The organism is Pseudomonas sp. R37(2017) (assembly GCF_002113375.1).
Classification (GTDB): domain Bacteria; phylum Pseudomonadota; class Gammaproteobacteria; order Pseudomonadales; family Pseudomonadaceae; genus Aquipseudomonas.
This window is the reverse complement of the sequence record NZ_NEHO01000011.1, coordinates 140,383-160,792: the sequence shown is the minus strand read 5'-3', so window position 1 is coordinate 160,792 and position 20,410 is coordinate 140,383. Positions and strand designations below refer to the sequence as shown.

18 protein-coding genes are annotated in these 20,410 nt (G+C 60.2%); 11 read left to right on the top strand and 7 right to left on the bottom strand.

All coding sequences use genetic code 11. The features are described 5' to 3' along the window. Positions 1-196 precede the first annotated feature (196 nt). From pgm to CAG47_RS18700, 4 genes are all read right to left on the bottom strand, one after another. Complete coding sequence (gene pgm / locus CAG47_RS18715) at positions 197-1,843, bottom strand: phosphoglucomutase (alpha-D-glucose-1,6-bisphosphate-dependent) (RefSeq protein ID WP_085726322.1); 1,647 nt, start codon at positions 1,841-1,843, stop codon at positions 197-199. Between the two features lie 101 nt (positions 1,844-1,944). Beyond that, positions 1,945-3,345 (bottom strand): PLP-dependent aminotransferase family protein, encoded by a 1,401-nt coding sequence (locus tag CAG47_RS18710; RefSeq protein WP_085726344.1) that lies wholly within the window; start codon positions 3,343-3,345, stop codon positions 1,945-1,947. 40 nt (positions 3,346-3,385) lie between these two features. Then, positions 3,386-4,876 (bottom strand): hypothetical protein, encoded by a 1,491-nt coding sequence (locus CAG47_RS18705; RefSeq protein WP_085726321.1) that lies wholly within the window; start codon positions 4,874-4,876, stop codon positions 3,386-3,388. 554 nt (positions 4,877-5,430) lie between these two features. Beyond that, positions 5,431-6,453: a zinc-dependent alcohol dehydrogenase family protein gene (locus CAG47_RS18700; RefSeq protein ID WP_085726320.1), complete on the bottom strand. Its 1,023-nt coding sequence runs from the start codon at positions 6,451-6,453 to the stop codon at positions 5,431-5,433. A gap of 270 nt (positions 6,454-6,723) precedes the next feature. On the opposite strand from CAG47_RS18700, the gene CAG47_RS18695 reads away from it, so the two are divergent. Continuing rightward, positions 6,724-7,638 carry a LysR family transcriptional regulator gene (locus CAG47_RS18695; protein ID WP_053160139.1) on the top strand — a complete coding sequence of 305 codons (915 nt, stop codon included), beginning with the start codon at positions 6,724-6,726 and terminating at the stop codon, positions 7,636-7,638. 74 nt (positions 7,639-7,712) lie between these two features. Here CAG47_RS18695 and CAG47_RS28760 read toward each other — a convergent pair whose 3' ends face one another. Both CAG47_RS28760 and CAG47_RS18690 read right to left on the bottom strand, forming a co-directional pair. Further along, positions 7,713-7,871 carry a hypothetical protein gene (locus CAG47_RS28760; RefSeq protein ID WP_177409032.1) on the bottom strand — a complete coding sequence of 53 codons (159 nt, stop codon included), beginning with the start codon at positions 7,869-7,871 and terminating at the stop codon, positions 7,713-7,715. 127 nt (positions 7,872-7,998) lie between these two features. Next, a complete protein-coding gene (locus tag CAG47_RS18690) occupies positions 7,999-8,964 on the bottom strand; it encodes a LysR family transcriptional regulator (RefSeq protein WP_085726319.1) in 966 nt (321 codons plus the stop codon). A gap of 296 nt (positions 8,965-9,260) precedes the next feature. On the opposite strand from CAG47_RS18690, the gene argH reads away from it, so the two are divergent. The 8 genes from argH (at position 9,261) to CAG47_RS18650 (ending at position 17,956) form a co-directional block, all read left to right on the top strand. Next, complete coding sequence (gene argH, locus CAG47_RS18685) at positions 9,261-10,688, top strand: argininosuccinate lyase (protein WP_085726318.1); 1,428 nt, start codon at positions 9,261-9,263, stop codon at positions 10,686-10,688. Positions 10,689-10,852: 164 nt separating this feature from the next. Continuing rightward, positions 10,853-11,731: an amino acid ABC transporter permease gene (locus CAG47_RS18680; RefSeq protein WP_085726317.1), complete on the top strand. Its 879-nt coding sequence runs from the start codon at positions 10,853-10,855 to the stop codon at positions 11,729-11,731. A 20-nt stretch (positions 11,732-11,751) separates the two neighbouring features. After that, entirely contained in the window at positions 11,752-12,516 is a 765-nt protein-coding gene (locus tag CAG47_RS18675; protein WP_085726316.1) for an amino acid ABC transporter ATP-binding protein, read from the top strand. A 39-nt stretch (positions 12,517-12,555) separates the two neighbouring features. Next, complete coding sequence (locus CAG47_RS18670; RefSeq protein WP_085726315.1) at positions 12,556-13,380, top strand: ABC transporter substrate-binding protein; 825 nt, start codon at positions 12,556-12,558, stop codon at positions 13,378-13,380. 149 nt (positions 13,381-13,529) lie between these two features. Continuing rightward, the gene (locus tag CAG47_RS18665; RefSeq protein ID WP_085726314.1) at positions 13,530-14,378 is read left to right on the top strand and encodes a polysaccharide deacetylase; all 849 of its coding nucleotides are present in this window, start codon (positions 13,530-13,532) and stop codon (positions 14,376-14,378) included. Then, positions 14,371-15,273: a polysaccharide deacetylase gene (locus CAG47_RS18660; protein WP_085726313.1), complete on the top strand. Its 903-nt coding sequence runs from the start codon at positions 14,371-14,373 to the stop codon at positions 15,271-15,273. Before CAG47_RS18665 ends, CAG47_RS18660 begins: the two co-directional genes overlap by 8 nt. Further along, positions 15,270-16,619, top strand: a complete 1,350-nt coding sequence (locus CAG47_RS18655) for an MmgE/PrpD family protein (protein WP_085726312.1) — start codon at positions 15,270-15,272, stop codon at positions 16,617-16,619. Before CAG47_RS18660 ends, CAG47_RS18655 begins: the two co-directional genes overlap by 4 nt. Before the next feature lie 158 nt (positions 16,620-16,777). Then, the gene (locus tag CAG47_RS18650) at positions 16,778-17,956 is read left to right on the top strand and encodes an MFS transporter (RefSeq protein WP_085726311.1); all 1,179 of its coding nucleotides are present in this window, start codon (positions 16,778-16,780) and stop codon (positions 17,954-17,956) included. Between the two features lie 142 nt (positions 17,957-18,098). On the opposite strand, the gene CAG47_RS18645 is transcribed toward CAG47_RS18650, so the two are convergent. Further along, on the bottom strand, positions 18,099-18,341 hold the full coding sequence (locus CAG47_RS18645) for a hypothetical protein (protein ID WP_085726310.1): 243 nt from the start codon (positions 18,339-18,341) through the stop codon (positions 18,099-18,101). A 275-nt stretch (positions 18,342-18,616) separates the two neighbouring features. On the opposite strand from CAG47_RS18645, the gene CAG47_RS18640 reads away from it, so the two are divergent. Further along, positions 18,617-19,300 (top strand): GntR family transcriptional regulator, encoded by a 684-nt coding sequence (locus CAG47_RS18640; RefSeq protein ID WP_177409031.1) that lies wholly within the window; start codon positions 18,617-18,619, stop codon positions 19,298-19,300. Between the two features lie 287 nt (positions 19,301-19,587). Next, positions 19,588-20,406, top strand: coding sequence for a transporter substrate-binding domain-containing protein (locus CAG47_RS18635; protein WP_085726309.1), 819 nt, complete (start codon positions 19,588-19,590; stop codon positions 20,404-20,406). Positions 20,407-20,410: the final 4 nt, after the last annotated feature.

Sequence of the window (20,410 nt, the reverse complement as noted above, 5' to 3'; positions counted from 1 at the left end):
TGAATGGTCGCCCCTTTTTTCGATACTTGAGATCCTTTGTGGCGAGGGGGCTTGCCCCCGTTGGGTTGCGCAGCGACCCTGACACCGGCAAACGCGGTTTTCCTGAAGCGCCGCATCGCTTGAATCTACGACTGCTGCGCAGCCGAACGGGGGCAAGCCCCCTCGCCACAGTGCCCCTCACCACAGAAGCCTGTAATTACTTCGAGGAAATGGCACCATCGACCAGCGTTTGCGCCTCGGCCACCAGTTGCTTGAGGTGGTCGTCGCTGACAAAGCTTTCGGCGTAGATCTTGTAGATGTCTTCGGTGCCCGACGGTCGCGCCGCGAACCAGCCGTTTTCGGTCATGACCTTGAGGCCGCCAATGGCCTGGTCATTGCCCGGTGCGTGGCTGAGGATGCTCTGGATCGGTTCGCCGGCCAGTTGGGTCGAGGTGACCTGTTGCGGCGACAGCTTGCTCAACAGCGCTTTCTGCTCCGGATTGGCCTTGGCGTCGACTCGCACCGAGAACGGTTCACCCAGCTCGTCGGTCAAGGCGCGATAGGCCTGGCTCGGGTCGCGACCGGTACGGGCCGTCATCTCGGCCGCCAGCAGGACCGGGATCAAACCGTCCTTGTCGGTGCTCCAGACGCCACCGTCCTTGCGCAGGAACGAAGCACCGGCGCTTTCTTCGCCACCGAAACCCAAGGATCCATCGAACAGGCCATCGGCAAACCATTTGAAACCAACCGGCACTTCGTACAGGCGACGACCCAGGCGTTTGGCAACGCGATCGATCAGGCCGCTGCTGACCACGGTTTTACCCACGGCGGCATCGGCGCGCCATTGCGGACGGTTCTGGAACAAGTAGTCGATGGCAACGGCGAGGTAGTTGTTCGGCGCGAGCAGACCGCCCGACGGCGTGACGATGCCATGGCGGTCGTGGTCCGGATCGCAGGCAAATGCGACGTCGAAGCGTTCTTTCAGGCCGATCAGGCCCTGCATGGCGTGGCTGGACGACGGGTCCATGCGGATCTGGCCGTCCCAGTCGACAGTCATGAAACGGAAAGTCGAGTCGACCTCTTTGTTCACCACATCCAGGTCCAGGCGGTAATGCTCGGCAATCGCCGACCAGTAGCGCACCCCCGCTCCACCCAGCGGATCGACGCCCAGGCGCAACCCGGCAGCGCGGATGGCATCGAAGTCGATCACGTTGATCAGGTCGGCGACATAGGTATTGAGGTAATCGTGCCGATGGGTCGTGCTGGCCTTCAGTGCCTGCTCGTAACTGATGCGCTTGACCCCGGCGAGCTTGTTCGCCAGCAGTTCGTTGGCCTTGGCTTCGATCCACTTGGTGATGTGGGTATCGGCCGGACCGCCGTTGGTTGGGTTGTACTTGTAGCCACCACTTTGCGGCGGGTTGTGGGATGGCGTAATGACGATGCCGTCCGCCAGGCCCGTCGTGCGTCCACGGTTGTAGCAGAGAATCGCATGGGAGACAGCCGGCGTCGGCGTGTACTCGTCCCCCGCGGCGATCATGACGGTCACGCCGTTGGCGGCCAGCACTTCGAGGGCACTGGCGCCGGCCGGCGTGGACAGCGCGTGGGTGTCGATACCGACAAACAGCGGGCCATCGATGCCTTGAGCTTCGCGATACAGGCAGATTGCCTGACTGATCGCCAGCACGTGCCATTCGTTGAAACTCAAGTCAAACGAGCTGCCGCGGTGCCCGGACGTGCCGAAGGCAACGCGTTGGGTCGAAATGGCGGCATCAGGCTGGCCGGTGTAATAGGCCGTTACCAGTCGCGGGATATCGACCAACAATTCTGCCGGTGCCGGTTTGCCCGCAAAAGGACTGAGTGTCATGCAAAACCTCTGGAATAGAGTGGTTCAGGAATTGGATCGCAGTTTACTGGCAGTTTGACCGCAAATCGATGGGATCGATCCAATGTTAATTTTTGTCTCGCTCACTCGATCAGTTCCAGACGCAGCGCATCCCCCAGCAATCCCAGCGCTGCCTCCAGGTTGTAATCGCCACCGTAGGTATGGCTCAGGCGCAAATGCTGCCCGTGCAGACCCTGCAGGCTGAACAGTTCGCCCGGCGCGATGACCACCTGGTGCGCCAGCAAACGCTGGAACACCCGGCGGACATTGACTCGACGCAACGAGCGCAGCCAAATCGTTGCCCCTCCTTGCGGTTCGACGAAATGCAAGGCATCGCCCAGCCGCTCTTGCAGCAACTGGGTCATTTGGCTTTTACGTTCCTTCAGCAGACGTCGCAGCACCAGCAGGTGTTGATCGATGCGGCCGCTGCTGTACAAGCGGGCGATGGCTTTCTGGCGTATCGGCGAGAGACGAAAGGAACGCAGCAGGAAGTGCCGTTGCAGCTCGGCACTCAAATGCCTTGAAAGCAGGTAACCGTACGGTGCTTCAGGCCCGATGGTTTTCTCGAACGCGGAAAACACCATCAGTCGTTCAGGGTCCAGCAAGTCACGAAAGCGCACGCCGCCCGGGTCAAATCCGAGCTCGCCATAACAGTCGTTTTCCAGCACCCAACTGTCATGTGCGGCTAAAAGCCCTGCGATGGCTTGCTTGTTGTCGTCAGGCACCAGGCTGCCTCGGGGCATGTTCAGCGCCGATGACAGCATCACCAGCCTTACCGGCTCGGTATCGAGCAGCATTTTCAGCCGGTGCGGATCCAGGCCGCCATCGGCTTGCACGGGCAACTCGATCACCCGCACACAGGCGGCCTGAAACAAACGCAGGATCGCCCAGTCGCACGGCGACTCGACCACCACCGTGGCATCCTTCAAGCCCAGCACGGCAATCAGGATTTCCAGTACTCCGCGAAGGTCGGCGCCGATGTAGACATCATCGGCGTGCCAGTAACGCATGGGGGACGTGGTGTAGCGTGCCGCCAGGGCGGTGCGCAGTTCCAGCTCGCCGCAGGGTTGCGAAGGCGACTGCGGCTGGCGGGGATACTGGCGCAGCAACTCGCGTTCCAGCAGTAACAGTGGACTGTCCAGAGGTTGCAGCAATGCCGGCTCATCGGCGCTCAGGACCAACATCCCCGGGCGCCGGGCATTGACGTAGACGGCTTCCAGCAGGTCGCTGCCGCTATCGAGCGGGTTGAATGATGTCACTGGCAACGCGTAGTAACCGGACTTGGCCACCGAATAGACGCGCCCTTCTTTTTCCAGCAGCGAATAAGCGTACTGAATGGTTGAAATCGACACATTGAGGCGATCCGCCAGCTGTCGCAGCGACGGCAGGCGGATGCGCGTATCCCCTTCGGACTCAATGATCAGGCTGGCCAGGTATCGATAAACCGCCTGATAGGCGAAATCCGTTTCTCGTGGACCTTTCATGGCTGAGGGCTGACCGCACTGGCTGAAAACACGACCACGCTCAGTGACCCGCTGACCATTCATCAACCAACGTCACGCCAGCGCCAGGATCGCCCTCGGCTTCCTGCAACGCGACCCTCTGGATGAGTGTTTCAGGCGCCTCGTTATCGCTTTCCGGCATCCATTCCATGCGATAAAGCTGGCCAATCAGCGCGACGGGCAGTCCGCTGACATCCACCATCCATTGCATGATCTGCTCGGCGACCGGGTGCCCCTGCATGGCGCGGTGCAACTCGGGCATGGCCACGAGCATCCCCGGATGGCACTGACGCAGAAAACGCTCAAGCTCCGCACCTTTGTTGATAAAGGGCGAGTAAAGCAGGCACACCAGTTGTGCTTCGCTCAGTCCCAGGTCCCTTTGCGCCTCGGCCGCCGCCCGGGCGCGCTGCTCATTGAGCGTCGCCGGGTTGCCGAACACCTCCATGGCCTGCTCGCACAAGCGCTCGGGCAAGCGTTTGCGGCGCATCATCACCAAGGCGTGTTGCAGGTATTGCGCAACGCCAGCCGCGTAATCGCGCCCCAGCACAAAGCTGGCGTGCAACCCCCGGACGTGCGCCGAAATCGACGGACTGACGAATTCGTTATCGCTGATCTGTGCGGACAGTTCGTCAGGCTGGAACCCGAGAAATTCAGTCAGCAATGCCCAGCGCTCCTCCAGGTTACTGACCAGCAGGTCGTGAATGTCGATGCAAGCCGTACGACGACAGGTCTCAAAGCGCTCTTGCGGGCGCCATTGAGCCTGGCCGTAATCTGCATAGAACGCGTGATAACAATCGCTACCCAGTTCATCGAGCAAAGCGAACAACCCGGTAAAACCGGCCTCGCCCGCATGGGAAGGCGCAAGCCCGGCCTTGCTGGCGGCACGCTTCAAGCCGTCGATGAACTGTTTCTGCTGACGCGGCGTGTCACCGATCAGCAAAGCGTCCACTCCACCCTCCCAGCGGGCGATTTGCCCGTAGAACTCTCCCGTGGCCAGATAACCGTCGTCCCACAGGTCAAACCCGCCGCGCCACTCCCGGCGATGGCCGATCATCAGCAGGTTCAGGCGGCTGGACTCGCGACCGGCTTCGGAGATCGGCGTCAGGTGATTGAACGGCAAGACTTCCCGATCATCGACCATCAACATCTCGACCCGGGGATCGTCATAGACAAACAGTGCGCTGTTGGTCCGGTGCATGTTTTCCACGGCCGCCCCGTTAGCCCCATTCAACCGCAAGGAGGCGATGCGCAACTGGAATGTCACCGGCGACCGCGTGGCGATGGTCAGTTGCGCGGCACGCAACAGTGCCAGGGTGTAGCAGTTGTCGCGGGCTCCGGTCTGGATCGCCAACACCTTGTAATCGCCAATACGCTCCATCCCCCCCGCCGCGACCGCCAGACGCTGAATCAACAACTGCAATGCAGTGCGTTCAGCGCGGGAGAAGAAACCCAGCAAACGCTGCAGCACTTGTTGATAGACATAGTTCATCGCTTGGTCATGGATGCTGGTCATCTTTATTTACCTGGTACTCGTAAGTTCAATATCGCGCAGACAGCCAATTTCGCTGGACTGCCTGTACGAATGGAGTCATTGACTTTATTGCCAAATGCTAACAGTTGAATTCTCTGGAAATCATTTGAAACGATCGCGGCAGCTCTTCTGGTGAACAGCAATGACGAGGCCGTGACGCCCAGCCATCAAGGGTTTGTTCAATAAAAACCAGAGTCCTAGGAAATGTCTGACAGAGTCCCACAGACACTTAACACAAAAAATAGAGAAGGAAGTTATCGCTGTCTTTTTGGCAACTAAGCAGCAACTAACTAATTTGGAGATGTGCACCGGGGGCGCCCATTGAAAAGTTTCAGCCTGACAACCAGCCATGACTCATTCCTTGAGATGAAAGTAATCATTCAATTATCAGGGCTTAGTGGCTGATTAGAAGCTACAGATTACGGGCAAAAACCAGTTCAGTTGCTGGACCGGCTTGCGGCTCGACGGGTTTCGGGGGGGCTGAAACCCAGAAATCCGTGCGAGCACGGATTCCTGGGTGGACTTCTGGATTGGCGCTAAGCGGGTTCGACCTGGAGCGCGACCCTTTCGTGACACGGGCATTCGTCCATGTAGCGGTGTGCCTCGACAAACTCGGCAAACGGGAAGACCCGAGTTCTGAGGGGCAGCAGAACGCGATCGGCGGTCAGCTGGTTGATGTCGCGCAAGGCGCGTTGCAGCGCGGCCTGGTCCTGGGTGATGCCCAGTTCCGGCTTGCCCGTGAAGTTGCCGATGCAGTGCACGAAGAACTGGATGTTCTTCTGGAACGCCGCGCAGGCCGGGAATGGCGTCTGGTTACCGCCCTGCAGCCCGTACAACACCAGGCTGCCGCGAGGCGCCAATACATCGCCCAGCAACGACATCTGTGGACCGCCCAAACCATCGAACACCACATCCACGCCACGGTTGTCGGTGATTTTGTTGATCCGCATCAGCAGATCTTCTTCCTCGGTGACGATGACTTTGTCGGCACCCAGTGACAACAGGTACTCACGCTCCTCCGCGCTCTTGGTCGCGGCGATCACTCGAACACCCAGCGCCTTGCCCAGTTGTACGAACGAAGGTCCGGCGCAATGGCTGGCGTCGGTCACCAGGGCAAACTGCCCGGGCTTGACCCGGGCCAGATCGGCATAAGCAAAATAGGCAATCAACAGCGGCGTGTAGTGCACACTCGCTTCAATCGGGCTGAGCACATCCGGATAACGGGTGACCGCCGAGCGTGGCAGGACGATCTGCTCGCCGTAGACCGGATAGTCGTTCGGGCTTTGGGCCGGAAAGCTGGCAACCTTGTCACCGACCGCCAGGTCATCTACGCCGTCACCGACAGCGGTGACGATACCCGCCATCTCCTGGCCAAGGCCCGAAGGCAGGCGGGCATGGGACGGGGCCAGGTTCTGACGCCACAGAGTGTCGTACCAACTGATGCCTATCGCCTCGACGCGCACCTGCACTTCGCCCGGCGCAGGCAGAGCCGCCGCATGCTCTTCGCATTTGAGCACCTCGGCTGGACCAAACTTGTGAAAACGGATCGTGCGGGACATCGCAAACCTCGCCAATTGAACCTCTAATGCCTTGAACTCTAGCTGGGCTTTCAACCCAACACTATCTGTGGCTATTAATAGTCGACATGCCTGTCATTGATTCCGCAGCGGCGGCAACATCGTCAAATGTCGTAAGAAACCGAAGCAGTCCATGTAGGAAAAACTGAATTACCCGGTGCAGAGTACCAGCCTTTCCCCGTAATATTCCTGCTGGCCATTGTTCTCATATGGCCGCCCACGTCAAGTTTGCTGACTCTGCCAGGACTCCAGATGAATCGTAATGACCTGCGTCGTGTCGACCTGAACCTGTTGATCGTTTTCGAAACATTGATGCACGAACGCAGCGTGACCCGTGCTGCGGAAAAACTGTTCCTCGGCCAGCCAGCCATCAGTGCGGCGCTTTCGCGCCTGCGCGGGTTGTTCGATGATCCGTTGTTCGTGCGTACCGGCCGCAGCATGGAGCCGTCCGCCCGTGCGATCGAGATCTTCGCCCTGCTCTCTCCGGCACTGGATTCGATTTCCACCGCGGTCAGCCGTGCGGCCGAGTTCGATCCTGCCACAAGTACCGCCGTATTCCGCATCGGCCTTTCGGACGACGTCGAGTTCGCATTGTTGCCGATGCTGCTCAAGCGCCTGCGCGCCGAATCGCCGGGGATCGTGCTGGTGGTGCGCAGGGTCAACTACATCCTGATGCCGGGGTTGCTGGCATCCGGTGAGATTTCCATCGGCGTCAGTTACACCACCGACCTGCCAGCCAATGCCAAACGCAAGGTACTGCGCCGCAGCCAACCCAAGCTGCTGCGCGCCGACACGGTGCCGGGGCCATTGAGCCTGGACGACTACTGCGCTCGTCCCCATGCACTGGTGTCGTTCGCCGGCGACCTCAGCGGCTTTATTGATGAAGAACTGGAAAAGCTCGGACGCAAGCGTCACGTGGTGCTCGCGGTGCCGCAGTTCAACGGCCTGAGCACCTTGCTGGCCGGTACTGACATCGTCGCCACCGTGCCGGACTACACCGCCGATGCGCTGACCGCCGCGGGCGGCGTGCGGGCCGAAGACCCACCGTTGCCGGTGCGCAGCTTCGAACTGCACATGGCCTGGCGCGGATCGCAGGACAATGATCCGGGAGAGCGCTGGTTGCGGTCGCGGATTCAGATGTTCTTCGGGGATCCGGATAGTCTGTAATGGAACGCCATGACTGCGGATAGACGGGCCATTCAGGCGAGTGGCGCGTCGTGAAGCCGTTAAATACCGCCGTGTCAGTCCTCTTGATCTATCTGATCAAGAAAATCAACGTCATCCTCTTCTTCGTCAAAAATTGCTTGAGCGTCCTCTTCGCCCCATGGTTGCTCATCATGGAATTCGTGATCGAGCAGGTGGTCGTGCTCGGGCTCGGGAATATCTCGTTCTTCGCTCATAAGTTTTCGAACCAACAATAGAAAGAATGGACTGTATATGCAGATCCCTTCCTTCAGTCAACGATCAAGAAACAATGATGCGCTCACCCTTGATCAAGCAGCAGTTAGTGTTCAACGCGGTGAACAATCAAACCGAGACTTTCAAATCCACGCCCAGTGCCTGGGCAAAGGCCTTCACCAAGGGGCTGCGCACCGTGTTGTGGCGCAGGATCAGGCTGAACGGCGTGACGAAATTGATCAGGTCCGGGCGTACCGCGCGAAACTGCCCGGCGGCCACCAGCGTGTCGGCATAATGCTGCGGTAGAAACCCCACGAAGCGCCCGGTCTTGATCAGCAGCGCGACGGCTTCGACTTGGGTCGCCGAGGCGGAAAAACTGTCGTAGCGGGCAAAGTTGAGCTTATCGCGATGGATCGCGTAGCGGTGGTTAATGCACTCGTAGTCCTGCAACACGTTGCCGCCCATCTGCTCCTGCGGCATGTCGAACAGTGGATGGCCGAGGGCGCAGTAAGCTTCCGAGCGTTCTTCATATAATGCGAAATAGTCGAACTCCTCGCGTTTTTGATAAACCGGTACTATTCCGGCAACTAACCGACCCTCTACAACACCTCTTTCCACCTCATCCAACTGGGCCGTCTGCAGCTGAAATCTCACCTTCGGATACTCTTCATTTATCCTTTTAATCGCCGCAACTAACGGTGAATTAACGTCGCTGATTGTATTATCAATGACCCCCACTCCGAGATCACCAATAAGTTCGTTCTGCGCCGAACTAAGCCGATCCCGAAAGTTGTCGACCGAGGCAAAAAGATCAATCGACGCCTGATACACCAGACGCCCTTCTTCGGTCAGGTGAAACCCTTCGCGACCCCGGGTGCACAGGCGCATGCCGATGCGGATTTCCAGGTCGGAGATCTGCTTGCTGATGGCGGCCAAGCCCACATTCAGTTCGTTTTGCGCGGCGCTGAAGCCGCCGGCTTCGACCACGGCCTTGAATACCTTGAGTAGTTTGAAATCCAGTCCACTGAGGGCCAAAGGTGCCCGCTGAGCGGTTTTGATCGGTGGGTTTCCGGAATTGGAAAGTGGGGTTTCCATAATGCTGATTTACCTCTGGCGCAATGTTCAACAATCTGTGTCCAACAACAAAAACATCGCCGGCTAATAATAATGACCACAGAAAACAGGCCTTGGCAACCGCCAAAAAATCCCGAATATCAGTGCCAACTCACTGATCGCCAAACATTAAAAGCTGACACTTCGATCAGCTCATGTTTCTTTGCAACTGCCCTCTTGAAAACTGCTTTGCCTGATGCCGTCCGCTGATTGTTCAGCGTGATGTTCGAGGCCCTGCACACCGATTTCAGTTCGCATTACCGACGAGGAAAACAACAATGTCTCAAACCACCGACCGTCTTTGGGGTGCTCGTTTCAAAAGCGGCCCTTCGGCAGCCCTGGCGGCCCTGTCCCGTTGCCCTGAGCGCTATTTCCGCCTGACACCGTACGATCTGGCAGGCTCCAGGGCCCACGCCGGGGAGCTGCAACGTGCCGGCCTGCTGGACGAGCAGGAAACCCGCACGATGATCGATGCCCTGAACGGCATCGGTGCCGACTTCCGCGCCGGGCGCATTGCCCCGACCCTGGATGACGAAGACGTTCACACTTTCATCGAACGCCTGCTGACCGAGCGCCTCGGGGCACTGGGCGGCAAACTGCGCGCCGGTCGTTCACGCAACGACCAGACTGCCAACGACCTGCGCCTGTTCCTGCGTGATCACGTTCGTACCCTGGCGGTGGAAGTACTGGCCCTGCAACAGGCGCTGGTGGACCAGGCCGAACAGCACGTCGAAAGCATTTGCCCGGGCTTCACCCACTTGCAGCAGGCGCAACCGATCGTTTTTGCCCATCACTTGCTGGCTCATGCGCAATCGATGCTGCGTGATGTGCAGCGACTGGTGGACTGGGATGCCCGCACTTCGCTGTCGCCACTCGGTGCGGCGGCGATGGCCGGCTCTGCGATCGCTCGCCAGCCGCAACAATCGGCCAGGGAAATGGGCTACGCCGGGGTCTGCGAGAACTCCATCGACGCCGTGGCCAGCCGCGATCACGTCGCCGAATTTCTGTTCATCGCCAGCATGCTCGGGATCAACATCTCGCGCCTGGCCGAAGAGTTCTGCCTGTGGTCGTCGCGCCAGTTCCGCTGGGTCGACCTGGATGACGCCTACGCCACCGGAAGTTCGATCATGCCGCAGAAGAAAAACCCCGACATCGCCGAACTGGCACGAGGCAAGGCCGGGCGGCTGATCGGCAACCTGACCGGTCTGCTGTCGACGCTCAAATCCCTGCCGCTGTCGTACAACCGCGATCTGAGCGAAGACAAGAACGGCGTGCTCGACAGCGTTGACACCCTGCTGCTGGTGTTGCCGGCGATGGCCGGGATGGTCGCAACCATGACCGTCAACGTAGAGGAACTGCGGCGTCAGGCGCCCTTGGGTTTCACCCTTGCTACCGAAGTGGCCGACTGGCTGGCAGTGCGCGGCGTGCCGTTCAAGGAAGCTCATGAAATCACCGGTGCGCTGGTGCAGGCCTGCGAAAAACACGGGATCGAGTTATGGGAAGCCTCGCCGGCATTGCTGGCCGAGATCGACCCGCGCCTGACCGACGATGTGCGCGACAGCCTGACGCTGGAAGCCGCCATCGCCGCCCGCAATGGCTGGGGCGGAACCGCGCCGCAGCAAGTGCGCGAGCAGATCGGCCGACTGAAAACCGCCCTCGCCGCCCAGCAGCGATGGACCGAGGACTATCAGGGGTTCCGCCTCTGAAGCAACGCAACTTCCGATCCTGTAGGAGCGAGCATGCTCGCGATGGACTCGAGAGCGCCGTTGGGTGTCAGGGTTCCAGCGTCATCGTTGACGACCATCGCGAGTGTGCTCGCTCCTACAGGGGGCGGTGTGTTTGACCCGAATAATGTGTACGGAGAAACACCATGAGCCAGACTCAGGCAGAACGACTCCAGGCGGAGCGTAAACTGGCGGAGAACCAGTTCGACATCACCCAGTACGAGCATGTGCCACGGCGCTACTACGGGCGGATTTTCTTCGCCAGCGTGATCGTCATCGCGATCATCGGCCTGGTGCGGGCCTTCGCCGCAGGCAAGATCGAATGGTCTTACATCGGCCAGTTCCTCACCTCGGAAGCGATCATGTGGGGCCTGTTCAACACCATCGTCATGGCGGTACTGGCCATGGTGCTGGGCATCGTGTTCGGGGTGATCACCGCGATCATGCGCATGTCGGCCAATCCGATCCTGCGCTACGTGGCGCTGACCTACACCTGGCTGTTTCGCGGTACGCCGCTGATTCTGCAACTGCTGTTGTGGTTCAACCTGGCGCTTATCTTCCCCACCATCGGCATTCCCGGACTGTTCGAACTCGACACCGTGAGCCTGATGACGCCATTCGTGGCCGCCCTGCTTGGCTTGAGCATCAACCAGGGCGCCTACACCGCCGAAGTGGTGCGTGCCGGCCTGCTGTCGGTGGACACCGGCCAATACGAAGCGGCCAAGTCGATCGGCATGCCGCGTCTGCAAGCGCTGCGCCGGATCATCCTGCCCCAGGCCATGCGGATAATCATTCCACCGGTCGGCAACGAGTTCATCGGCATGGTGAAAATGACCTCGCTGGCGAGTGTGATCCAGTACTCGGAACTGCTCTACAACGCCCAGAACATCTACTACGCCAACGCCCGGGTCATGGAGCTGCTGATCGTCGCCGGTATCTGGTACCTGGCCACCGTCACCGTGCTGTCCTTTGGCCAAAGCCGCCTGGAGCGTCGCTTCGCTCGCGGCGCCGGCAAGCGCTCGTAAGCCGCGCAGGAGAATCGAACATGAGAAGCATCGTCAAGGCTGTGGCCCTGAACAAATACTACGACCATTACCACGCGCTCAAGGACATCAACATCGAGGTCGAGCAAGGCGAAGTGCTGTGCATCATCGGCCCGTCCGGCTCGGGCAAGAGCACCCTGCTGCGTTGCGTCAATCAGCTGGAAAAAATCGACAAGGGCGGCCTTTGGGTCGATGGCGAGCTGGTCGGCTACCGCGTCGTCGGGCACAAGCTGCACGAACTCACCGAGACGCAGATCGCCCGCCAGCGCCTGGCCACCGGCATGGTGTTTCAGCGTTTCAACCTGTTTCCGCACATGACTGTGCTGCAAAACATCATCGAAGGCCCGTGCCAGGTGCTCAAGCGCTCGCCCAAGGAAGCGCAAGAAGAAGCCCTGGAACTGCTGGCCCGGGTCGGCCTGGCCGACAAACGCAACAGCTACCCGATCGAACTGTCGGGCGGTCAGCAACAACGGGTGGCGATTGCCCGGGCCCTGGCCATGCGACCGAAGCTGATGCTGTTCGATGAACCCACTTCGGCACTCGACCCGGAACTGGTCGGTGAGGTGCTGTCGGTGATGCGCGATCTGGCGCAGACCGGCATGACCATGATCGTCGTCACCCATGAACTGGGCTTCGCCCGGGAGGTTTCCAACCGCATGGTGTTCATGGACGGCGGGCAGATCGTGGAGGCTGGAAGCCCCGAAGAAATACTGATAAGTCCACAAAACCCGCGCACCCAAAGCTTCATTTCTGCCGTTCGAACCTGAGGCCCCTTTGGCCTCCACAATACTCATAAGAGAGCGTCCATGAAGAACTTCGTCATACCAGCAGTACTCACCTCCCTCATGTCTTGCGGTTTCGCGGTGGCCGCGGATTTGCCGGCCAGCATCAAGGAAAAGGGCGAGATCGTCGTCGCGATCATGCCCAACTATCCACCGATGGATTTCAAGGACCCGGCCACCAACAAACTCACCGGCCTGGACTACGACCTGGGCAACGCCCTGGCCGAGCGCCTCGGGGTGAAGATCAAATGGCAGGAAACCGGCTTCGAGCAAATGATCAACGCCCTGACCACCGACCGCGTGGACATGGTCCTGTCGGGCATGACCGACACCGCCGAGCGCCAGGCCAGCGTGACCTTCGTCGACTACTTCACCAGTGGTCCGCAGTTCTACACCTTGCAGAAAAACACTGCGACCAACGAGATCATCGACCTGTGCGGCAAGAAAGTCGGCACCAGCCGCCGCACAACCTTCCCGGCTGAAATCGCCGAATGGAGCAAGGCCAACTGTGAGGCCGCCGGCAAACCGGCGATCAACGTGATCGGCACCGAAGGCTCGGCCGATGCTCGGGCGCAACTGCGCCAGAGCCGCATAGATGCGGCAATGCAAGGCAGCGAAACCCTGTCGTACCTCAAGACCCAGGAAAAGGACATGTACAAGACGGTCGGCCAGCCGATCTCGGTGCAGTTCACGGGGCTTGGCGTGAGCAAGAAGAAGCCTGAGCTGAGTGAGGCTGTGAAGGTCGCGTTGCAGAGCATGGTGGATGACGGCAGCTATGGCGCGATTCTGAAGAAGTGGGATCTGGAACTCGGTGCAATCAAGGATGTGACGATCAACGCCGGCAAGTAACCCTGCAGGCACCGCGACCCCATCTGAGGGCGAGCCTGCTCGCGATGACGGAGCGACCGGCGACATCAATGTGCATGTGCCGGCCTCATCGCGAGCAGGTTCGCTCCCACAGGTCAGGTGTCCACTTTCAGACAGTTGGAGCACCCTTGATGTCCTCCTCATCCCGACCCACCTGGCCCGACCGGCACAAGGCCTGTCTCGCCCTGGCCTTCGACCTCGACGGCCCGACCGGCGACGCCATGCTCAACGGCTCGATCTGGCACAAACCCGAATACTTCGGTTTCGGCGGCTACGGCCCCTACCGCGCCTTGCCACGCCTGCTTGATCTGCTCGATGCTTTCAAGATTCCGACCACGTTCTTCGTCCCCGCCTGGGTCGTGGAGAATTGGCCCAGACAATGCCAGGCCATCGTCTCGCGCGGCCATGAAGTCGCCTATCACGGCTATAAGCATGAGTCCTTCTACGCGCTGACGCTGGATCAGCAGCAGGCCGTGATGGACAAATCCAGAGACGTCTTCTGGCAATACCTGCATATCCGCGCCGAGGGCTTTCGCACCCCGTCCGGCGACTGGCGCGCCGAGACCCCGGCAATGCTGGCCGACAACGGCGTCATCTATTCCAGCAGCATGCGTGGCGATGATCGCCCGTACCTGGTCAACGTCCCTGGCCACGACACGCCCTTGGTGGAAATCCCCGGCCGCTGGGAAATGGACGACTACGCCTCCCTCGCCTATACCCGCGCGCCGAACTTCCCCTCCGGGCTCGACCGCACCGCCAGCTATGAACTGACCCTCGACAACTGGCAGCGCGAGTACGACGGCGCGATGGAAGAAGGCCTGTGCCTGACCACCCTGTTCCACCCGAAAATCACCGGCAAGCCAGGGCGCATCCTGTTGCTGGAAAAACTCTTCGAACACATGCGCCAACGCGATGACGTGTGGTTCGCCACGTGCCGTGACGTCGCCCGCTGGTGGCTGAAGGAGCATCACCATGGCTGATTTCACTGCCTTGCCAGATAGGGTCTGGCCGGTCGGCAAGCGCTGCGCGGTGGTGCTGACCGTCGACTACAACGACATCCACGGCATTCTTACCCAGGCTCCGGAAGTCGCCGGGCGCGACAAGACACTCTCGGTCTGGCGCTATGGCACGCAACGGGGTGTCGAGCGCCTGCTCGGACTGTTCAGGGAACTCGGCGTGCGCAGCAGCTGGTTCGTGCCCGGGATCGTCGCCGAGGAAAACCCGCAGCACCTTGCCGCGATTCTGGCTGACGGTCATGAAATCGCCTGCGCAGGCTACCGCCATCAGGACTACGACACGCTGGATCTGGCGGCACAACGTGCCGATATGGCCAAAGGCTGCGCGGTGCTGGAGGCGCAGACCGGCAAGCGCCCCACCGGCTTCCGGGTTCCCGCGGGTAACGGTGCCCCGGGATTCATCGAAGCCTTGAAAGAGCACGTCATCCACTGGTCGTCCTCATGGCGTGGAGACGATCTGCCGTTCGCCCATCCGACTGCGCCGCAAGTGATCGAGTTGCCGCTGCACTATGAACTGGAAGACGAACCCTACTTCGCCTTCAACCTGAGCCCGGCCGTACCGCCGGCGCAATCGCGGATCGCTTCCTACGGGCACACCCTGGGCAACCTGAAAATGGACTTCGCCGGGTTCTACCGTTTCGGCCTGTGCTATGTGCTGCGACTGCACCCTGAAATCATCGCCACCCCGGGACGCATCGGTGTGCTGCGTGAATTGCTGCAAGGCATTCAACAGCATGATGACGTGTGGATCGCCACCGGCGCCGAGGTCGCGCAATGGTGGGCGCAATCGGCGACGCAGGTCGCGCAGGATCATCCGGCGTCGGTGTATGAACGCCATTATCGGGACTACCTGGCATGACCGAACGCATGCAGCAACTGGCGCGGTTTTGCGTCGAAACCCGATTTGAAGATTTACCCCCGGCGTTGGTGGAACAGGCCAAGCGACACATTCTCGATACCTTTGGCGCGGCGCTGGCCGGGGCCGACAGCGCGGTGGCGCTTCAGGCGCGGCAAGTGTTCGGTGCCGAGCCCGGCACCGCATTGGTCTGGGGCGCATCATTGCGCGTCGGCGCAGGACATGCGGCCTTGCTCAACGGCATCGCCGCCCATGCCCTGGAGCTGGACGACACCGGCGGTTGCGATCATTCCGGCGCCGTGGTGTTGCCGGCGGTGATGGCGGCGCTGTCCCTGGTGGATCGACCGGTGGACGGTCGCGAGTTCATCACCGCCGTGGTGATCGGCTACGAAATCTGCCGACGGGTGCTGGAAGCCTGTGGCAGCTATTCGGCGCACAATGGCGCCGGCTGGCACTCCACCGCCACCTGCGGCGTGTTTGGCGCGGCGGCGGCCTGTGCGCGGATCCTTGCCCTGGATGCAGCGCAGACAGTGTCGGCGCTGGGCATCGCCGGCAGTTTCAGCGGCGGGTTGTGGGCGTTCATCCATGACGGCTCGCAAAGCAAAAAACTGCACAGCGGCCGTGCGGCGGAAGGAGGGTTGCTCGCTGCGCGTTTTGCCCGTGAAGGCGTCAGCGGACCGTCGGTGCTGTTTGACGATGTGTGGGGTGGGTTTCTCAAGACGCTCGCACCAGGCAGCGCACAGCCGGATGCGTTGAATGCCGGACTGGGTCAGGTCTGGAAACTGGCGCGCTGTTCGATCAAACCTTATGCCGCATGCCGTGGCACACATTCGGCCATCGATGCGTTGGGGCTTTTGCTCGACCAATTGAATGTGTCAGTCGATCAAGTCGAAAACATACAGGTTTCGCTGTGCAGTTTTCTCAAGGACATGTGCGGCGGCCAGGATGTCGGCACCCACGCGGCGGCACAGATGAGCCTGGCGTATGCACTGGCGGCACGACTGGTACATGGCCATTGTCGATTGCCGGCCTATGACCCTGAAGCGCGCAACGATCCACGCATTGTTCGGTGGATGTCACGCATTCACCTTGAAGTGGACCCGCTACTGTCCAACGATGGCGAGCCCCTGGTGACGCTGCGGACCGTGGACGGTCGGCAAGCGAGCCTGTGCGTTGAAGTGCCATTGGGCGCGCCGGGTAATCCGCTGAGCGATGCAGCACTGGAGGAAAAGTTTTTCAGTTTGGCGATACGGGTCTTGGCCCGGGAGCGGGTTGAGGAACTGCTCGGACAGTTGTGGCGGATTGAAGAACTGGAATCGGTTCGTACGCTGGATCGGTGGCTGGCTTGAGCACTGTAGCGCCCGGCCGGACCTCATCGCGAGCAGGTCGCACCGTCGCTCTCGCATTTGCAATGCAATCCCCTGAGGGAGCGAGCCTGCTCGCGATTGGCAGCGACCCGGTACACAGGCTCACCCCAAAAATCTGAATAAGGACATTTGCACCTACCGTGGCCACTTACTCACTCGTTATCCGCCGCTTGATGATCGTGTCACTGACCATCGTGGTCAGCCGTGCCATCACCAGCCCCTTGCTCACGCTGTTCCTGAGCAACAAGCTGGGCCTCAACCAACAGGACGTTGGCTTGCTGCTCGGTATCGCGGTGTTTATCGCCACCCTGCTGGCTCTCTACGGCGGCTATATCATCGATCGCCTGGAAAAGCGCCGACTGCTGATCCTGGCGATGCTCTCCAGCGCCATCGGCTTCGTGCTGCTGACCTTTGCCGAAAATCTCTACCTGACCACCGCCACCCTGGTGATCACCGAGACCGCGTCAGCGCTGTTTCTCATCGGCTCCAAAGCGATCCTCAGCGAGAACCTGCCCATGGGTCAGCGGGCCAAGGCGTTTTCCCTGCGCTACACGCTGACCAACGTCGGCTATGCCACAGGCCCCATGCTCGGCGTGGTGATTGCCGGGGTCTATCCGATCGCACCGTTCCTGATTGCCGGTGCCATCGCCTTTTTCAGCATCTTCCTGATGACAGGTATTCCCAGGGATTCGGCGCAGACACCCGCCATTGGGCAACCCCAGAGTTTCCTGAAAACCCTGGTCACCCTGAAAAACGACCGCACCCTGATCATGTTCACGTGCGGCTGCCTGCTCAGTACCGTGGTGCACGGGCGTTACACCCTCTATCTGTCGCAATACCTGCTGGTGACCCACGATTCCAAACGCGCCCTGGAAATCATGGCCGCCCTGCTCGCCTGCAACGCCATCAGCGTGATCCTGCTGCAGTACCAGATCGGCCGGTTCCTCAATCGCGAGAAGCTGCGCTACTGGATTGCCGCGGGCACCAGCCTGTTCATCCTTGGCCTGATCGGCTTCAGCCTGTCCGACAGCATGTTGAGTTGGTGCGTGGCGATGTTCATCTTCACCCTCGGTGAAATGATCATTTACCCGGCCGAATTCCTCTTCGTCGACACCCTGGCCCCGGAAGAGCTGCGCGGCAGCTACTACGGCGCCCAGAACCTGGCGGCCCTCGGTGGCGCCCTGAGCCCGGTGATTTGTGGCTTTCTATTGATGCATACCCCCGCGCCCACAATGTTCTATGCCTTGAGCGCACTGACCGCGCTGGGTGGGTCCCTGTGCTTCATGAGCGGTCGGCGGGTGGCTAAAGTGCAACAATAGTCACCAGATCCCCGCATTCAAGGACGCCTGAGTTTGCCGGGCAGGTGGTAGGAGCGAGCATGCTCGCGAAAAGACGCCCATACAACATGGGCATCGAGACCGCCCGCGTTATCGTTGACGACCATCGCGAGCATGCTCGCTCCTACAGATCAGAAAACTGCTCATTGAGCAGCACAATGTGTTCCAGAGCCTGACGAAACAAGGCGTCCGCCTTACCCCGCTGCTGCAGATACTCGAGGAATTTCTCACTGTCGAAATCCGGTTGATCGAGCAGGCCCGAGGCGTAACGACTGAGTGCATTGGCTTGCTCGAAGAGTCTTGCGTTCTGCTCCATCGCGAGACGTCGGCAGGCCAGGCGCTGCTCTGGTGAATAGTGGGAGTACATGGCGTGCTACCTCTGATCGGCGAGCAAGTTGGCGCAGGAGAGCCGAACCTGATGCCTCCATTTCGGCCCGTTTTCACCTGCTGATGAACCTGTGACCATGGGCTTCGAAATAAAGGTCAAAGTATTTGCCTGCCACCGGGCGGGAAACTTCGGCGGCGCTATCACTGGCGGGCCTCGCCCCCGAGCACCTCATCTAAATAAAACGGGTGCATCGACGCCGAACCGGGGAAGATCAGCAAAAGAATTTCGTATACCCTAGCGCTATCTCACTCCAAATGACCGCCGCCGTGAACCTACCCAAACTCAACGCACCCGACCTTGGCAACACGCCTTCGACTTCGGAAATCATTACCCGCCATCTTCGGGATGCGATTGTCGCCGGGCATTTTGCCGAGGATGAGCCGATCCGCCAGGACGACATCGCCCGTCAGTTCAATGTCAGCAAGATCCCGGTGCGCGAAGCCCTCAAGCGGCTGGAGGCCGAAGGGTTGGTGATGTTCCAGCGCAATCGCGGGGCGATGGTCACGCGGGTTTCCGATGCGGAACTGGCGCAGATGTTCGAAGTGCGGATGTTGCTGGAAGACAAGATTCTGCGCCTGGCCATTCCGAACATGACCGAAGAGACGTTCGCCCGCGCCGAGCGCATCTGTCAGGAGTTCATCGGCGAGGACGACGTGGGACGCTGGGCCGAGCTCAACTGGGAGCTGCATTCGTGCCTGTACGAACCGGCGCAGCGACCGTTTCTGGTGAGTCTGATCCGTTCGGTCAACGACAAGCTGGAGCGTTACCTACGCATGCAGATGAGCTTGTCGGCCGGCAAGGAACGGGCAGATCACGAACACCGCGAGATCCTGGCGGCCTGCCGCGCCGGGGATGTGGACCTGGCGGTGAAGCTTCTGGACGAGCACATTGCCGGCGTCTGCACGACGCTGTTCGAGCACCTGCCCCACACCCGCTGACATTCAACGCAAAACCCGCCACGAACAAATAAACAGGCACGCACCTTTAACTGCCAGTGTTCCTTAAAGGTGCGCCCACACACCCATTGCTCCCATCTGTAACACTGCCATCGTTTGCCCAGGCGTCCACCCTCCCGCCCGTTGCTCCCCTGCAAGACCTCTACTTCAAGGCCTCGCGATTTATTCACCATCAGAACTTGAATCGGGCACGTTGATTGCTATCGTTAATATCGTATACGAAATCCCCAATACGATATTCAACAGCACTTCACATCAACGAGGCCTCTATGAAAAACCCCGCATTTGCCGTAGCCCTCAGCGCTGTTCTCAGTACCTCCTTCATCGCCACTGCCCAGGCCGACAAGCTCGACGACATCATCGGTTCGGGCAAGCTGCGCTGCGCCGTAACCCTGGATTTCCCGCCCATGGGCTTCCGTGATGCCAGCAACTCGCCGGCCGGCTTCGATGTGGACTATTGCCACGACCTGGCGAAGATCCTCGGGGTCGAGGCCGAAGTGGTGGAAACGCCGTTCCCGGATCGCATTCCCGCACTGGTCTCCGGGCGGGCCGACGTGATCGTCGCGTCCACCTCCGACACACTCGAGCGTGCCAAGACCGTTGGCCTCACCGTGCCCTACTTTGCCTTCCAGATGGTGGTGCTGACCCGCGACGATACCGGCATCAACAGCTTCGACGACCTCAAGGGCAAAGCCGTGGGCAACACCAGCGGCACCTATGAGGCCATCGCCCTGGAGAAAGACGTGAAGAACTGGGGCTCGGGCAGTTTCCGAGCCTACCAGTCACAGAGCGATACCCTGCTGGCCGTCGCCCAAGGCCACATCGATGCCACCGTGGTCACCAACACCGTGGCTGCCGCCACCCTCAAGTCGGGCAAATACAAAAACCTGAAAGTCGCCGGTAACGCCCCGTACGTCATCGACTACGTGTCCCTGGGCGCCAAGCGCAGCGAGTTCGGCCTGATCAACTACCTCAACCTGTTCGTCAACCAACAGGTGCGCACCGGTCGCTACAAGGAGTTGTTCGTCAAATGGGTCGGCACCGAGATCCCGCCGACCAGCCTGACCGTGCCTCAGGTCTACTACTGAGATG

Coding starts and splice junctions, on each gene's coding strand:
- CAG47_RS18640 (WP_177409031.1), top strand. CDS start 18,617: ATGACCGCCGCCGTGAACCTACCCAAACTCAACGCACCCGACCTTGGC.
- CAG47_RS18710 (WP_085726344.1), bottom strand. CDS start 3,345: ATGAAAGGTCCACGAGAAACGGATTTCGCCTATCAGGCGGTTTATCGA.
- pgm (WP_085726322.1), bottom strand. CDS start 1,843: ATGACACTCAGTCCTTTTGCGGGCAAACCGGCACCGGCAGAATTGTTG.
- CAG47_RS18665 (WP_085726314.1), top strand. CDS start 13,530: ATGTCCTCCTCATCCCGACCCACCTGGCCCGACCGGCACAAGGCCTGT.
- CAG47_RS18675 (WP_085726316.1), top strand. CDS start 11,752: ATGAGAAGCATCGTCAAGGCTGTGGCCCTGAACAAATACTACGACCAT.
- CAG47_RS28760 (WP_177409032.1), bottom strand. CDS start 7,871: ATGAGCGAAGAACGAGATATTCCCGAGCCCGAGCACGACCACCTGCTC.
- CAG47_RS18635 (WP_085726309.1), top strand. CDS start 19,588: ATGAAAAACCCCGCATTTGCCGTAGCCCTCAGCGCTGTTCTCAGTACC.
- CAG47_RS18655 (WP_085726312.1), top strand. CDS start 15,270: ATGACCGAACGCATGCAGCAACTGGCGCGGTTTTGCGTCGAAACCCGA.
- argH (WP_085726318.1), top strand. CDS start 9,261: ATGTCTCAAACCACCGACCGTCTTTGGGGTGCTCGTTTCAAAAGCGGC.
- CAG47_RS18680 (WP_085726317.1), top strand. CDS start 10,853: ATGAGCCAGACTCAGGCAGAACGACTCCAGGCGGAGCGTAAACTGGCG.
- CAG47_RS18690 (WP_085726319.1), bottom strand. CDS start 8,964: ATGGAAACCCCACTTTCCAATTCCGGAAACCCACCGATCAAAACCGCT.
- CAG47_RS18660 (WP_085726313.1), top strand. CDS start 14,371: ATGGCTGATTTCACTGCCTTGCCAGATAGGGTCTGGCCGGTCGGCAAG.
- CAG47_RS18700 (WP_085726320.1), bottom strand. CDS start 6,453: ATGTCCCGCACGATCCGTTTTCACAAGTTTGGTCCAGCCGAGGTGCTC.
- CAG47_RS18695 (WP_053160139.1), top strand. CDS start 6,724: ATGAATCGTAATGACCTGCGTCGTGTCGACCTGAACCTGTTGATCGTT.
- CAG47_RS18705 (WP_085726321.1), bottom strand. CDS start 4,876: ATGACCAGCATCCATGACCAAGCGATGAACTATGTCTATCAACAAGTG.
- CAG47_RS18645 (WP_085726310.1), bottom strand. CDS start 18,341: ATGTACTCCCACTATTCACCAGAGCAGCGCCTGGCCTGCCGACGTCTC.
- CAG47_RS18670 (WP_085726315.1), top strand. CDS start 12,556: ATGAAGAACTTCGTCATACCAGCAGTACTCACCTCCCTCATGTCTTGC.